This is a genomic window from Marinomonas sp. MED121 (assembly GCF_000153025.1).
GTDB lineage: Bacteria > Pseudomonadota > Gammaproteobacteria > Pseudomonadales > Marinomonadaceae > Marinomonas.
On record NZ_CH672431.1, the window covers coordinates 216,618 to 231,529 of the forward strand.

Here is a 14,912-nt window from a genome sequence, read left to right on the forward strand (position 1 = left end):
CAAAAATGACGATACTAATCACCCTAGGACCACTACTTTTGGCCCTACTGGTAGGCTATTGGCTAAACATAAAAATTTTATCTGAGAAGTTAATTCAAGTAAGCCTGACTTGGCTAACTTACCTAATTTTAGGCATGATAGGTTTTAGCATAGGCGCATTAGACAATCTGGCGGAAAAACTGCTCACTGCTGGCGCGCAAGCACTCATCTTTTTTGCTGCGATTTCAGCGCTGTCTATTACCGCCCTTTGGTATACAGGCCGACACTTCAACCCCGATGAAAAGTCACTACATACGCAAGCAACCGCTGAGGATGTGAAAATAAGCTTTGCGGTTTTCTCCGATGCCTTTAAAACATTAGGGTTTGTCTTAATTGGATTGGTGATTGGCATTTTTGCTGCCGATAGCTCATTCCATGTGGATACCATAGTGACTTATCTACTTTACCTTCTGCTATTTCTCATTGGCCGACAGTTAAAACAAGGCAATTATCGATTGCGTAAACTCTTCCTAAATACACAAGGTCTCATCATTGCCTTTACCACTGTGACTATGACGCTCTTAGGCGGTTTAATAGGTGCATTGATTTTGGATTTACCAATCGCCCATGGCCTTGCTGTTGTATCCGGCTTTGGCTGGTATAGCCTATCTGGCATTTTGATCACTGGATTAGGTAACCCGGTATTAGGCACAACGGCTTTTTTGCTGGATATTGGCCGTGAGATTCTCGCTTTGCTGCTCATCCCAGTATTTTGCCGTATTAGTAACCATGTGTCTGTCGGCTACTCAGGTGCGACTGCGATGGACTTTACTTTGCCTATGTTAGGAAAATTTCATGGCGCAAATATCATCCCCACCGCCATTGCCAGTGGCTTTATTATGAGTTTGCTTGTTCCAGTGCTTATTCCGCTATTCATGGGGCTTTAATGAAGCGCTAGAAGAACAGGTATTTAAACCCAAAATCAAAAAACCGCTTTTAGGGAGAACCTAAAAGCGGTTTTTTTATATGAGAAGAAACCTTGGTTAAAGCTGTGGTTTCTCTGGACGTGGTGCATATGCAAACACATCAGAAAAACTCGCATCATGAGCAAGCCCAGCTTCTTCTAACTTATCTAAGGTGCCATAAACCATACCAGGTGAACCACTCACAAAAGCTACTGAGCGGCTTAGATCAGGATTATCCGCTACAATTTTTTCATACAGCCAGCCAGTGGTACCTTGCCAATCCGCCTCTGCTTCATTGGCGACGAGGCTGATATTATCTTGGCTTTCAATCCAATCGACTAAAAAGCTATCTTCAGGTGTACGCACGCCCCAATATAAAGAGACCTTGCCCTGATATTTTTGCTCTGTCAGGGCATCGTACATGCTTTTCATTTGCGCAAACCCCGTACCACCAGCCACTAGCAACACTTGATCCACTGAGTCTTTTAAAGCGCCATTATCTATGTGGCAATCACCACCAGGGATTTTTAAATTAACGTTTTCATTATCTTTAAGATAAGAGATCACTTTAAAGGCTAAAGAGGCTTCATCTGCGACTAAGATATAGAGCTGCAAACTTGGTAACTCATGGGCTGCACTGCCGATGGAATAAGGGACACTTTCACCACTTGGCAAATGTATCATCAAGTATTGCCCAGCAATAAAGCTATCAACAGGGACATCAAGGCTAACTTGATAGACATTTTGGTTAATTAACTCAACCTTGTTCACCTTTGCAATTACTTCGTTCACACTTTTACTCCGTTATCTCGAGTCTGCCCTTTTGGGCTTATATTCTTTACTTGTGTTGTGATGTTTAGGTATAAGGCAAATTTACTTTGTTGATTTACCTGAAATCGCCTCATCAATACCTAAAGAAGACCAAATATCATCTACTTTGCTCTTCACTTCTTTTGTCATTTCAATGGGGACACCCCACTCTCTATCGGTTTCACCTGGCCATTTATTGGTTGCGTCCATTCCCATTTTGGAGCCTAGCCCTGAAACAGGTGAAGCGAAATCCAAATAATCGATAGGCGTATTCTCTATTAAAGTCGTATCCCTTGCTGGGTCCATACGTGTAGTAATCGCCCAAATCACATCATTCCAGTCTCTTGCATTCACATCATCATCGCAAACAATCACAAACTTGGTATACATGAATTGGCGCAAAAAGGACCAGACGCCTAACATGACACGTTTTGCATGACCTGGATATTGTTTCTTCATAGTCACCACTGCCATACGATAAGAGCAGCCTTCTGGTGGCAAGTAGAAATCAACAATTTCTGGGAATTGCTTTCTTAGTATAGGTACAAAGACTTCATTTAATGCGACACCTAAAATAGCAGGTTCATCCGGTGGACGTCCTGTATAGGTACTGTGATATATAGGATTCTTACGTTGAGTAATACGCTCAACGGTAAAAACAGGAAAATTATCCTGCTCATTGTAATAGCCAGTGTGGTCACCAAAAGGCCCTTCAACCGCTTCATCATCTGGATAAATAAAGCCTTCCAACACGATTTCTGCACTGGCAGGTACTTGTAAGTCATTACCAATACATTTGATAAGCTCGGTTTTACTGCCCCTTAACAAGCCTGCAAACGCATATTCAGATAAGGTGTCTGGTACAGGTGTAACCGCCCCTAAAATAGTCGCTGGATCTGCACCTAGCACCACAGACACAGGAAAAGGTTCACCTGGATGCTCTTGCTGCCATTCACGAAAATCGAGTGCACCACCACGATGTGACAACCAACGCATGATAAGACGATTTTTGCCAATCAACTGCTGGCGATAAATACCCAAGTTTTGGCGTGATTTATGAGGCCCTTTGGTAATAACGAGAGGCCAGGTTACCAGTGGTGCAGCATCACCTGGCCAGCAAGTTTGAATCGGAATTTTATTAAGATCGACCTGATCACCTTCAAGCACTTCTTGCTGACAAGGGGCAGACTTAACTATTTTTGGCCCCATGTTCATCACTTGCTTAAAAACAGGCAACTTTTGCCAGGCATCTTTCATACCTTTTGGTGGTTCAGGCTCTTTCAAAAATGCTAATAATTCACCTATTTCACGCAATGCTGAAACAGATTCTTTCCCCATACCCATGGCAACACGTTTTGGCGTACCAAATAGATTTGCCAATACAGGCATGTCATGGCCTTTAGGATTTTCAAATAACAGAGCAGGACCTTCACTACGCAAAGTTCTGTCGCTTATTTCTGTCATTTCTAGATAAGGATCGACTTCAGCAGTTACGCGAATCAACTCTCCCTGCTCTTCTAGAACAGAGATAAAATCTCGAAGGTCTTTGTATTTCATGGTGATACTCTCAGGCATATCATGGGCATAGGGTGAAAGGTAGAGCACGAAAAATGAGACAAAAAAAACCACTCTTAAAGTGGTTTTTTCTATCAGGGTTTAGACTACTTGCCTTTACCCTTCATAGCGTCGAAGAACTCATCGTTGGTTTTGGTCACCTTCAGGCGATCAATCAAGAATTCAGTCGCTGCAACATCTTCCATTGGATTAAGAAGCTTACGTAGAATCCACATACGTTGTAGTTCATCTTCAGACGTCAATAAGTCTTCACGACGAGTACCAGAACGGCGAATATTGATCGCAGGGAAAGTACGTTTTTCTGCAATCTTACGGTCTAGGTGAAGTTCACAGTTACCTGTTCCTTTGAATTCCTCAAAGATAACTTCATCCATTTTCGAGCCAGTATCAACCAAAGCAGTGGCAATAATGGTTAAGCTGCCGCCTTCTTCAATATTACGTGCAGCACCAAAGAAACGCTTTGGACGCTCAAGCGCATTAGCATCAACACCACCTGTTAGTACCTTACCAGAGGAAGGAATAACCGTGTTGTAAGCACGTGCTAGACGCGTAATAGAGTCTAAGAGGATAACGACGTCACGTTTGTGTTCTACCAAACGCTTCGCCTTCTCTATTACCATTTCAGCCACTTGTACGTGACGACTTGGCGGCTCATCAAATGTAGAGGCAACCACTTCGCCGCGAACGGTACGGGTCATCTCTGTTACTTCCTCAGGACGTTCGTCAATTAGAAGTACAATTAAGTCTGTTTCTGGGTTGTTACGGGTAATGGCGTTGGCAATGTTCTGCAACATGAAAGTCTTACCCGCTTTTGGTGGAGATACCACCAAGGCACGCTGGCCTTTACCCATAGGAGCAACTAAGTCAATGATTCTAGACGTCACATCTTCAGTCGAACCATTACCCGCTTCCATTACCAAACGTTGATCTGCAAATAAAGGCGTTAGGTTTTCAAACAGAATTTTATTACGTACGCTATCTGGCTTATCAAAGTTAATTTCATTAACTTTTAATAGGGCAAAATAACGCTCACCGTCTTTAGGTGGTCGAATCTTACCGGCAATTGTGTCACCCGTACGCAGATTAAAGCGACGTATTTGGCTAGGTGATACATAAATATCATCAGGACCAGCAAGATAAGAGCTGTCAGGTGAACGCAAGAAGCCAAAGCCATCTTGCAAGATTTCCAAGATACCGTCACCGTAAATGTCTTCACCACTTTTAGCATGGCGCTTTAAGATAGCAAAAATAACATCTTGTTTACGGGAGCGAGACAGGTTATCTATACCCATTTCTGCTGCGATATTTAAAAGTTCTTGTACTGATTTCTGTTTTAATTCGGTAAGGTTCATAAACGGATTTTTACGATTTCTAATTGAGGAAAATGGACAGGACTACTCTAATTTGACAATACGCTGGTATATACATATTTAATCTTAATCAGGAAGCTTGTTAATAATAATTTGACCGAGACACAATTTCTGAAACAAATGTTGAAAAATAGCGCGTAACGATTTGATTGGAACTCTTGTTCTCAAAGCTTATAACCCATTGCTTAAACGCAATAAAAAGGAAAAAACATGCATTGAATGATCAAGAACACACCTACTATAGTTGGTGTTATTGTTAAGGTCTATAGAAAAAAAATGGAAAAATCATTTTTTTGGTCAATTTTTAACAAATTTTACATTTTAAGCTTATTAGGGCTGCTAATTAACACTTTTACCGCTAAAAAAATCCCTCAATATCATTTAAATTCAGCAAAACAATAGGGATAATTACGCAAAATCATGACATATAGTCTCATCTGAGATAATCTGCCCCCATATAATTAAGCACATAAAGGCGTTTTTGCATGCAGTCACTTTTCCAGCAACCTGCCCATGACCTTCCTTTCGAAAAAATAGCCGCCATCGACCTCGGCTCAAACAGCTTTCATATGGTTATTGCCCAAGTCACACATGGTCAACTTAGGGTAACAGGTGAATACGGAGAAAAAGTACAACTGGCTGCAGGCCTGAATAAAAATGTGCTAGATGATGAGTCTCAAGAAAGGGGCTTAGCTTGTCTTACTCGCTTTGCCCAAGTCATCGAAAATATGCCACTTGGTTCAGTTCGTATTGTTGGCACAAACGCCCTTAGGGTAGCTAAAAATCGTTACGATTTTATTGGCAAAGCCATGGACATCATCCCCCATCCGGTAGAAGTTATCGCAGGACGAGAAGAAGCCCGTCTGATTTATGTGGGTGTTTCCAATACCATGGATCATGGAGAGAAGAAACGCTTAGTTGTTGATATCGGCGGTGGTAGTACCGAGTTCATTATCGGTAGCCAACAAAAACCGATTCTCACCGAAAGCCTTCACATGGGTTGTGTTGGTTTTCGCCAACGCTTCTTTAAAGATGGCACCATAACCAAATCAAACTTTCAAAAAGCGGTCACGGCAGCTCGCCTTGAAATGCTAAGCATCCAAGATGATTACTTAGAAGAAGATTGGGATCTCGCCATTGGGTCTTCTGGCACAATTAAAGCGGCTTATCACATCATCAAAGAAAACAATTGGGGCAAAAAAGGCATTAGCCTTAAAGGCATCAAGAGTATTCAAAAAGCACTCTTTCAAGCGGGCCACTCAGACAACATCAATTTAGATGGATTAAAGCCTGAACGAAAATCAACCTTTGCTCCTGGCCTTGCTATCTTAACGGCAGTATTTGAGTGTTTCCAAATTGAAAGTATGGACTTGTCCGTCGGTGCCTTAAGAGAAGGTGTGCTCTTTGACATAATGGGCCGCTATGCAGACAGAGACATTCGAGAAACAACCGTTCAATACCTTTTGAATCAGTACCATATAGATAAAGAGCAGGCAAAACTAGTCGCTCATACCGGGCTTTCTGCCTTAGCTCAAGTCAAAGAGGATTGGCAGATCGACAAGATTTCAAGCGAGAGTTTCTTACGTTGGTCAAGCTTATTACATGAAGTCGGAATGGGAATATCTCACAGCCGTTATCATAAGCACGGTGCTTATATTATCAGTGAATCTGATTTACCTGGTTTCTCCCAGCAGGAACAACAAGCACTCGCTAATCTGATCTTGCGCCATCGCCGAAAATTTACTCAATCCTTAAATTATCGCTTTACCCGACAGGACCAAACAGAGTTAGATAGGTTGGCCATCTTACTGCGCTTTGCCATAAACCTTCACCATGATAGAAAAGAAGGTGATATGCCCATCTTTTCCATGAAGGCAAAAGACAACACGCTACATATTGAGTTTTTACCCGGCTGGCTTGAGGCCCGCCCATTAACATTCGCAAACTTACAGCTCGAAGCCGATTACCTATTAGCCAAAAACTTCACTCTCACCTTTAGCTAAGGAACCTGCGAATAAGTCACCTATTCTCAATCTTTTCAGAAAAAGTGTCACACAAGGCGTTACTTTGAAGTAATGTAGGTACCTTTCGAGAAGTGACAACACTGGGTGTTACTTTTTCTGAAAGACCCGAAGGGCGTGGTCTAAAAGACCTAGATTTTTGTTGAGAACCTTATCAATAGAAAAACTATTAAGTTGCACTCCTCGCCATAAATCTAGGCGCTTTTATTCACACGCTGAGGCGGGAGAACTTATTCGCAGGTTCCTTAATAAAAAGCTAGATACAAAAAGGCCGAGAATGATTCTCGGCCTTTTTCATTTCTATAATTAAATAATCAAACTAGTCAGCTAAATTACTTAACAAGGTACGTTGGGCACTTCTGTACTCTCCCTTACGAGGTTTATTGAGCTGGTATGATCCATCATTTTGCAATACCCAACTTTGCGTATTATCTGTGATATAGGTTTCCAATTCTTTTTTAACTCGTCTCGCCAATTTTGGATCTTGAATAGGAAAGGCAACTTCAATTCGATTATTGAGGTTTCTGTCCATACCGTCAGCACTGGATAAGTACACCAAAGGCGTACGATTATTATAAAAATAATAAACCCGAGTGTGCTCTAGGAAGCGACCAATAATAGAGCGAACTCGAATATTAGAAGACACACCCTTGATACCAGGTCTTAATGTACAAATGCCGCGCACAATTAGGTCGATTTTAACCCCTGCCTGAGAGGCTTTATAAAGCGCCTGTACCAACCTTTGCTCAGTCAATGAATTGACCTTAATTATAATCCGAGACGGATTGCCATTTCTGGCACTTTCCGCCTCTTTAGCAATCATATCTAACAAGCGATCACGCAAGGTGAAAGGCGCATGAAGAATCTTCTTCACTTTAAGCTCTTTACTCATGCCTGTTAACTGCTGGAATACCTTATGGATATCTTCACCGATATCGCTGTCACAGGTCAGCAAGCTGTAGTCAGTATAAAGTCGAGCATTACCGGCATGATAGTTACCAGTACCTAAGTGAACATAGCGCCTAAGCACACTGCCTTCACGACGCACAATCAGCATCATTTTGGCATGGGTTTTATGACGCACAACACCATAAACAACAATCGCCCCGGCATCTTGCAAACGACTAGCTAATGCTAAGTTTTCAGCTTCATCAAAACGGGCTCTTAACTCGATAACAACCGTCACTTCTTTACCGTTTCTCGCCGCATCAACCAAAGCATTAGCAATCGGAGATCGTGCACCTGTCCGGTAAAGTGTTTGACGTATCGCCACAACATTAGGGTCTTTCGCCGCATTACTAAGGAAATCTATTACCGGTGAGAAAGACTCAAAAGGGTGCATTAAAAGATAGTCTTTTTGCTTAATCGCATCGAAGATATCATCCCCTTTTGAGTTAGACAGTCTTCGGGGCAAACCAGGCGAGAATGGAGAATACAAAAGATCCGGACGATCAACTAGATCGAGCACAGCGAGTAATCGACTTAGGTTAACCGGACCGTCGATCAAGTAAAGGTCATTTTCATCTAGGTCAAACTGGTCCAACAAGGAGCTAATAACATTACTTGGGCAGTTTTCGGCAACTTCTAAACGTACCGAACTACCATAATGACGAGACTGTAATTCTGTTCTTAAAGCACCCGCTAAATCTAAGCCTATGTCATCAGAATCTACTTCCAAATCGGCATTTCGCGTTAATCGGAACTGATAACTGCCTTTAACCGTCATCCCAGGGAAAAGCTGATCCGCATGGGCATGAATAATAGAAGAAAGAAAAACAAGGTTATCGCCATCTTCACTCACTTCAGCAGGCATTTTAACCAAACGTGGCAAGGAACTTGGTGCCGGCACGATAGCTAAGCCATTTTCACGACCAAAGGCATCACGCCCTTCAAGCTCAACCACAAAGTTAAAGGTTTTATTAGCAAGACGAGGAAATGGGTGAGCAGGATCTAATCCAATTGGACTAATGATGGGCAGTACATTTTCACGAAAGTACTTTTTAACCCAAACAGCTTGTTCTTCTGTCCACAAACTACGACGAATAAAGTGCACATTATGTTCAGATAACTTGGGAAAAATAATGTCATTTAGAATGCGATACTGACGACGAACAAGTTTATGCGCTTGATCACTAATTTGGCGCAACACTTCTTTAGGGTACAAACCATCAGGACCGGTTTGTTCACGACTAAACTCTAATTGGCTCTTAAGCCCTGCTACACGAATTTCGAAGAACTCATCCATGTTGCTACTAAAGATACATAAAAACATGAGGCGATTTAAAACAGGATGGTTTTCATCCATCGCCTGTTCAAGCACACGAGCATGAAACGCCAGATTACTTAATTCTCGGTTAAAATATAATTCCGAATCATTTAAATCTATCTCTTCGGGTTTACGTTTTTCAATCGCAACCTTTTTCTGATCTTGAGGTTGCTCTGGGATGGTTTCCAATGCCGGTTCATTTACTTCTACCACATCAGAAGCAGGCGCCTCTTTTTTCTCAACCGTTTCTTTTTTATCTAATGTCTTTTTTTCAGGGACTTTTTTATCTGCTACTTTCTTCTCAGTCACGCTTTTATCCACCAGCTTATTTTCTAGTATTGTCGTTGTTTCTGGTGCAATATTTCCTGCTAGGTCAACCATGAGTCTTACTACCCCAATTAAACAAAGGTGCAATCACTTAGCGCTTTTTCTATATCAAAAAGTGCTTTTTAAAAAACTACTCTTACTTGTATAACACAATTTTATGAAGTTAACGTACATCCTTGTACTAACTCACATTTTTATTGCTAAATTATTCTAGCTTGAGCAGTTTCACACCCATGGTCGCAAATTAAGATGACTTTTTGATTACCCCTTCAATAATCGAGCCACGTCTTTAGCAAAATAGGTCAAAATACCATCTGCTCCTGCACGTTTAAAGGATAGTAAAGATTCCATCATGACACTGTCTTTGTCTAGCCAACCATTGGCAAACGCAGCCATTTGCATGGCATATTCACCACTGACTTGATAGGCAAACGTTGGCACACCAAACTCTGATTTCACTCGACGAACTATGTCTAAATAAGGCATGCCAGGTTTCACCATTACCATATCCGCACCCTCTTCAATATCAAGGCGCACTTCGCGAATGGCTTCATCTGAATTGGCTGGGTCCATTTGGTAGTTAAATTTATTACTTTTCCCCAAGTTACCACTAGAGCCAACGGCATCTCGAAACGGTCCATAATAAGCAGACGCGTATTTTGCTGAATACGCCATGATGCGAGTATTAATAAAACCATTCGCTTCTAATGCTTCACGAATCGCCCCAATACGGCCATCCATCATATCTGACGGCGCAACAACATCAGCACCCGCTTTGGCATGAGATAAAGCCTGCTGTACTAAAATATCAGTCGTAATATCATTTAACACATAACCTGTTTCATCAATAATGCCGTCTTGACCATGTGTGGTAAATGGGTCTAGAGCGACATCCGTAATGACACCTAAATCAGGAAAAGCGGCTTTAAGCGCACGTACAGCTCTTTGAGCTAAACCATCCTCTGCATAAGCTTCTTCAGCATCTAATGATTTTTTCTCTGCAGGCACAACAGGAAACAAAGCAATAGCAGGAATCCCTAACTCAACGAGCTCAGCTGCCTCAATTAATAATTGATCAATCGATACTCGCTCAACCCCAGGCATAGAAGGCACAGTTTCACGCTCATTCTCTCCTTCAATCACAAACATAGGGTAGATAAGGTCATTGCTCGTAATCTGGTTCTCTTGCATTAAACGACGTGAAAAACTGTCTTTACGCATTCTACGCATACGTACTAATGGGAATGTCATCTGATTGCTCCTAAACAAGCGTCTAAATTTAACTCTTTATTCAATTGAAGATTCCGCTTCTTCTAGACTTTCTTGCGCCTCGAACCAAGCTTCTTCATTTTCATCTAATTCTTTTTTCCATTTTGCCTCATCAGTTAACAAGGCCTGTAATTTGTCTTTATTGGTCACATCATACAAATCAGCATCAGCCATTTTCTCACTGATTTCATCAAGTTTTTCTTGCGCTTTGTGCACTGCTTTTTCGTGTTTTTCCACCAGCTTACGTAATGGCCTTAGCTGTTGCCTTAACTCCGCAGCTTTGCGACGCTCTTCTTTTTTATCTACTTTTTCTACATTGATGTTGGCATTCGCCTTATCCTGCTGACGCCCTGCTAACTGGCGTTTTTGCAACCAATCATAATATGCCACCAGATCACCATCGAATTCAGAGATTTGGTTGTCAGCCACCAAATAAAATTCATCTACGGTACTGTTAAGCAAGTGACGATCGTGAGACACCAATAATATAGAACCTGGAAATTCCTGCAGGGCTTCTGTCAATGCTTGGCGCATTTCTAAGTCTAAATGGTTAGTCGGCTCATCAAGAATCAAAAGGTTAGGTTTTGTCCATGCGATAAGAGATAGGGCCAAGCGAGCTTTTTCACCACCTGAAAAATCCTTAACTGTGCGTAAAGCATCATCGCCAATAAAACCAAAGCCGCCCAAGTAGCGGCGAACATCACTTTCTAATGCGGTTGGGGTTAACCTTTGTATATGGAGTACCGGGGTTGCTTGTAAATCTAAAGCACTAAGCTGGTGTTGAGAAAAGTAACCTATTTTTAAGTTTTCACCACAAACACGTTCACCACTCAATAAGGCTAATTCACCCACCAAGGATTTAATTAATGTTGATTTACCTGCACCATTAGGCCCTAAAAGTCCTATTCGCTGTTCGTCACGCAAATTAAAATTAGTCATAGGTAATTGAGAAAGAGGCTCGCCGCCTTCCAGTTGATAACCCAAATCAGCTTCAACCAAATTAACCAGCTGGGCAGACGTTTTGTCCGCAACGGGAATACTGAACTGAAATTGTGAATCAATATGAGCGGGGGCGATATCACCCATTTTCTCTAGCATCTTCAAGCGACTTTGCGCCTGCTTTGCTTTTGTCGCTTTATATCTGAATCGATCAACATAGGTTTGTAAGTGCGCTTTGCGGGTTTGTTGACGCTCATAGTTTGCTTGTTGTTGCGCAAGATGAGCAGCACGCTGGCGCTCATAATCTGAGTAGTTTCCTTTATAAACCGTCAGTTTTTTCTGATAGAGATGAATAATGTGGGTAGTAATGGCATCTAAGAAATCTCTGTCGTGGGAGATAAGAATGAGAGTACCAGGGTATTGGCGTAACCAAGACTCTAACCACATCACAGCATCGAGATCCAAGTGGTTAGTCGGCTCATCAAGCAATAACACATCAGAAGGACACATAAGGGCTTTGGCAAGGTTCAAACGAATACGCCAACCACCGGAAAAGTCAGTCACTGGTTTCGCCATGTCGGCCATTTTAAACCCAAGGCCTTGCAATAAAGTCTCAGCTCTCGAACGGGAACTATAACCATGAGCCGTTTCAAACTCCCCTAACCAGTGGGCATGGGCACTCGCATCGTTATCTTGCTCGGCTTTTGCTATCTTAGCTTCTATTTCTCTGAGCCACTCGTCACCATCTAAGCAGTAATCAAGCGCACTACGATCAGTATCAGTCACTTCCTGTGCCATAAAGGCAATGCGCCTTTGTTGAGGAAAAGCAATCTCCCCCGTATCAGCATGCAAGTCTCCTCGCAGCATGGCAAAAAGTGATGATTTACCAGCGCCATTAGCGCCGATCAAACCTACTTTTTGGCCTTCATATATGGTCAAATCAGCCATTTCTAGTAAAAACTGGCGACCACGCTGTAAACTTACTTGGGTAAACTGGATCATGCTTTAATAATTCTCTGATCTATGTATTGCTGTGACCTAAGTGGGTCGTCACATTTTATAAGGGTAAGTACACGCTAGTTTAGCGTGACTAGTAAGGTGCTTTTATGCGCTCATATCATCAAGACTCAAAGGCTAACATGACAGATCAAGTCACTGATAATCAGGAAGATTGCCCATTAGAAAACCCTTTTTGGCAATTCTCTTTGTCCTTATATGCAAAACCTGAAGTCACTGAATATTGTTTAACGCTGCAAGACAAACATAATATGCAGGTCAATCTGCTGCTTTATAGTATCTGGCTAAGTACAAAAGGCTGCATTTTAGAGCCTCTACGGATAAAACAAAATAGCCAACTGCAAAACTGGTTAACTCAAGTTATTCCATCTATTAGAGAAGCCAGAATACAAGTCGGCGAAAATTCTAAACAAGACCCCCTATATAAGCAATTAAAAGCCTGTGAGCTTAAGGCCGAACAAAGAGCGCAAGCCATTTTATTTAGCCTTAAACGCAAAACGAGTGAGCAAATAGATACTTCACTACCGATAGAATTTAACAACTTACTCACACAGAACCTTGATACCTGCTGGCACGCCTTCTCTCCCATAAATGAAAAAAACACGCCACCAGCACTGATAAACGAATTTAGTGAGTGGATGATTATTCATTGCCAGCGTAAAATAGTGGATAAATTTAATCATTAAGTGGCAAATGTCTTGATACGACTTTGTTCAGGCTAAGGTAAACGAAAAGTGAACGATATAAACACGGCAAATCAACTCAATGAGATCCAAAGGTTCTCTTTTGATAATACCAATGTTCGTGGTGAGCGAGTGATTTTAAACCAAGCTTATCAAGAGATAATTCAACGCAAAAACTACCCTGCGCCACTGGAAAATCTATTGGGTGAATTTGTAGCAGCAATTGCCCTATTACGCGATATTATCAAGATTGATGGCATTCTTTCTCTACAAGCCAAAGGAGAAGGCGACCTTTCTGCCATCATGGTGGAATGTGATGAACATCAAAACCTTCGCGGAATTGCACAATGGCAAGAAGGCGCTGAATTTAACGAACAAATCTCTCTTAAAGAGACCTTAGCTGGGGGTTATTTAGTGATTACAATAACACCAACTAATGGTCGTCGTTATCAAGGTGTTGTAGAACTTGTAGGTAACTCTTTGGCAGAATGCTTAGAGCAGTATTTTATGCAGTCTGAACAATTGCCTAGCCGTGTTTGGCTGGCGGCTGACGGTTCAAGTTGTGCCGGTTTATTTTTACAGCGATTACCTGCTGAGCAAGCAAAAGAAGATGACGAAGATGCATGGGAAAGGTTTGTACATCTAGCCTCAACGGTTAAAAACGAAGAGCTATTGAAACTCGATACACTCGAACTTTTACATCGTTTATATCATGAAGAAGAACTACGTTTTTATGATGCCAAAGCCATGCAATTTAATTGCTCATGCTCTCGTCAAAGAACATTAGAAGCATTAATGTCTATTGGTGCTGAAGAGATAAAAGAGATACTTCTTGAACAAGGTGAAATCAGTATTGATTGCCAGTTCTGTGCTGAGCATTACCAATTTACACAAAGTGATTTGGCAGACATTCTAGGTGAGCACGCAAACACCCATTAAGGAATGAGCTTAATTCAGGTTTCGCAGGTGATAAGGAGAATTGTCACCTGTGTTAATCTTCAAATGTCAAAAGGCTGACTAGATCACGCCAAGTAATTATCCCAACCAATTGACCATTATCCAGTACGGGTATACAAGATATACTGACTTTCGTCATCCAATCTATCACTGTATTCAATGAGTCATCAAGAGACACGCAAATGGGTTGTCGAGTCATTACTTGATGCGCCGCTTTATTGAGTACTTCAAGGTCTCGTTCCATTTCACCTGCTGTATCCAAAAAGGGACTCACCAAGCGCAAAATATCCCGATCAGAAATAATACCAACCAGCTCATCACCATCTAATACTGGCAGATGATGGAAACCATGCTCTTCTAATAAACGCCTAACCTCTTCTAAGCGAGTATCCATTTCTACACATACCGGGCTTTTTTTCATTACCTGACTAATGGGCACATTCTTCATTATTAAGCCTTTAGGTTAATTCAAAAACTAGAAACATTTATTTTAGAAAGATTAATTTTGAAATTTTAAAGCCGGAATTTGTTATTAAAATACCCTTTATTTCCTCAAAAAGCCGAGATCTTCTAGGTATTGTTGAAATGTACCGACTAATAATAAATATAACAGAGATAAATACATATCATACCCATGTCTAACAAGACATTGATCATAAAATCCGTATAATTTAATCAATCCACACAACAGAAGATTACATTTGCTAGCACCTTAGTTTGTGTTTTTTATTCTG

General features: G+C 41.4%; 11 protein-coding genes. 4 read left to right on the forward strand and 7 right to left on the reverse strand.

Features of this window, described 5'->3' with window-relative positions; genetic code table 11:
- Positions 1-5: 5 nt before the first annotated feature.
- Positions 6-926, forward strand: coding sequence for a LysO family transporter (locus MED121_RS12540; protein ID WP_009834077.1), 921 nt, complete (start codon positions 6-8; stop codon positions 924-926).
- Between the two features lie 96 nt (positions 927-1,022).
- On the opposite strand, the gene MED121_RS12545 is transcribed toward MED121_RS12540, so the two are convergent.
- The 3 genes from MED121_RS12545 to rho all read right to left on the reverse strand — a co-directional run bounded on the left by MED121_RS12545 (position 1,023) and on the right by rho (position 4,681).
- Positions 1,023-1,736: an NAD(P)H-flavin reductase gene (locus MED121_RS12545; RefSeq protein ID WP_009834078.1), complete on the reverse strand. Its 714-nt coding sequence runs from the start codon at positions 1,734-1,736 to the stop codon at positions 1,023-1,025.
- Positions 1,737-1,817: 81 nt separating this feature from the next.
- Positions 1,818-3,311 (reverse strand): 4-hydroxy-3-polyprenylbenzoate decarboxylase, encoded by a 1,494-nt coding sequence (gene ubiD, locus MED121_RS12550; RefSeq protein WP_036180446.1) that lies wholly within the window; start codon positions 3,309-3,311, stop codon positions 1,818-1,820.
- Between the two features lie 104 nt (positions 3,312-3,415).
- Complete coding sequence (gene rho / locus MED121_RS12555) at positions 3,416-4,681, reverse strand: transcription termination factor Rho (RefSeq protein WP_009834080.1); 1,266 nt, start codon at positions 4,679-4,681, stop codon at positions 3,416-3,418.
- Between the two features lie 503 nt (positions 4,682-5,184).
- On the opposite strand from rho, the gene MED121_RS12565 reads away from it, so the two are divergent.
- Positions 5,185-6,702: a Ppx/GppA phosphatase family protein gene (locus tag MED121_RS12565; RefSeq protein ID WP_009834082.1), complete on the forward strand. Its 1,518-nt coding sequence runs from the start codon at positions 5,185-5,187 to the stop codon at positions 6,700-6,702.
- 337 nt (positions 6,703-7,039) lie between these two features.
- On the opposite strand, the gene ppk1 is transcribed toward MED121_RS12565, so the two are convergent.
- From ppk1 to MED121_RS12580, 3 genes are all read right to left on the reverse strand, one after another.
- Entirely contained in the window at positions 7,040-9,367 is a 2,328-nt protein-coding gene (gene ppk1 / locus MED121_RS12570) for a polyphosphate kinase 1 (RefSeq protein WP_009834083.1), read from the reverse strand.
- Positions 9,368-9,574: 207 nt separating this feature from the next.
- Positions 9,575-10,564, reverse strand: coding sequence for a porphobilinogen synthase (gene hemB, locus MED121_RS12575; RefSeq protein ID WP_036180449.1), 990 nt, complete (start codon positions 10,562-10,564; stop codon positions 9,575-9,577).
- Positions 10,565-10,600: 36 nt separating this feature from the next.
- Positions 10,601-12,523, reverse strand: a complete 1,923-nt coding sequence (locus tag MED121_RS12580; protein ID WP_009834085.1) for an ATP-binding cassette domain-containing protein — start codon at positions 12,521-12,523, stop codon at positions 10,601-10,603.
- Positions 12,524-12,627: 104 nt separating this feature from the next.
- On the opposite strand from MED121_RS12580, the gene MED121_RS12585 reads away from it, so the two are divergent.
- Positions 12,628-13,224 (forward strand): TIGR02444 family protein, encoded by a 597-nt coding sequence (locus tag MED121_RS12585; protein WP_009834086.1) that lies wholly within the window; start codon positions 12,628-12,630, stop codon positions 13,222-13,224.
- A 48-nt stretch (positions 13,225-13,272) separates the two neighbouring features.
- Positions 13,273-14,160: an Hsp33 family molecular chaperone HslO gene (hslO, locus tag MED121_RS12590; RefSeq protein WP_009834087.1), complete on the forward strand. Its 888-nt coding sequence runs from the start codon at positions 13,273-13,275 to the stop codon at positions 14,158-14,160.
- A gap of 52 nt (positions 14,161-14,212) precedes the next feature.
- On the opposite strand, the gene MED121_RS12595 is transcribed toward hslO, so the two are convergent.
- Positions 14,213-14,626, reverse strand: a complete 414-nt coding sequence (locus tag MED121_RS12595) for a CBS domain-containing protein (RefSeq protein WP_116371628.1) — start codon at positions 14,624-14,626, stop codon at positions 14,213-14,215.
- Positions 14,627-14,912 lie beyond the last annotated feature (286 nt).

Coding starts and splice junctions, on each gene's coding strand:
- MED121_RS12540 (WP_009834077.1), top strand. CDS start 6: ATGACGATACTAATCACCCTAGGACCACTACTTTTGGCCCTACTGGTA.
- ubiD (WP_036180446.1), bottom strand. CDS start 3,311: ATGAAATACAAAGACCTTCGAGATTTTATCTCTGTTCTAGAAGAGCAG.
- rho (WP_009834080.1), bottom strand. CDS start 4,681: ATGAACCTTACCGAATTAAAACAGAAATCAGTACAAGAACTTTTAAAT.
- MED121_RS12565 (WP_009834082.1), top strand. CDS start 5,185: ATGCAGTCACTTTTCCAGCAACCTGCCCATGACCTTCCTTTCGAAAAA.
- ppk1 (WP_009834083.1), bottom strand. CDS start 9,367: ATGGTTGACCTAGCAGGAAATATTGCACCAGAAACAACGACAATACTA.
- hemB (WP_036180449.1), bottom strand. CDS start 10,564: ATGACATTCCCATTAGTACGTATGCGTAGAATGCGTAAAGACAGTTTT.
- MED121_RS12580 (WP_009834085.1), bottom strand. CDS start 12,523: ATGATCCAGTTTACCCAAGTAAGTTTACAGCGTGGTCGCCAGTTTTTA.
- MED121_RS12585 (WP_009834086.1), top strand. CDS start 12,628: ATGCGCTCATATCATCAAGACTCAAAGGCTAACATGACAGATCAAGTC.
- MED121_RS12595 (WP_116371628.1), bottom strand. CDS start 14,626: ATGAAGAATGTGCCCATTAGTCAGGTAATGAAAAAAAGCCCGGTATGT.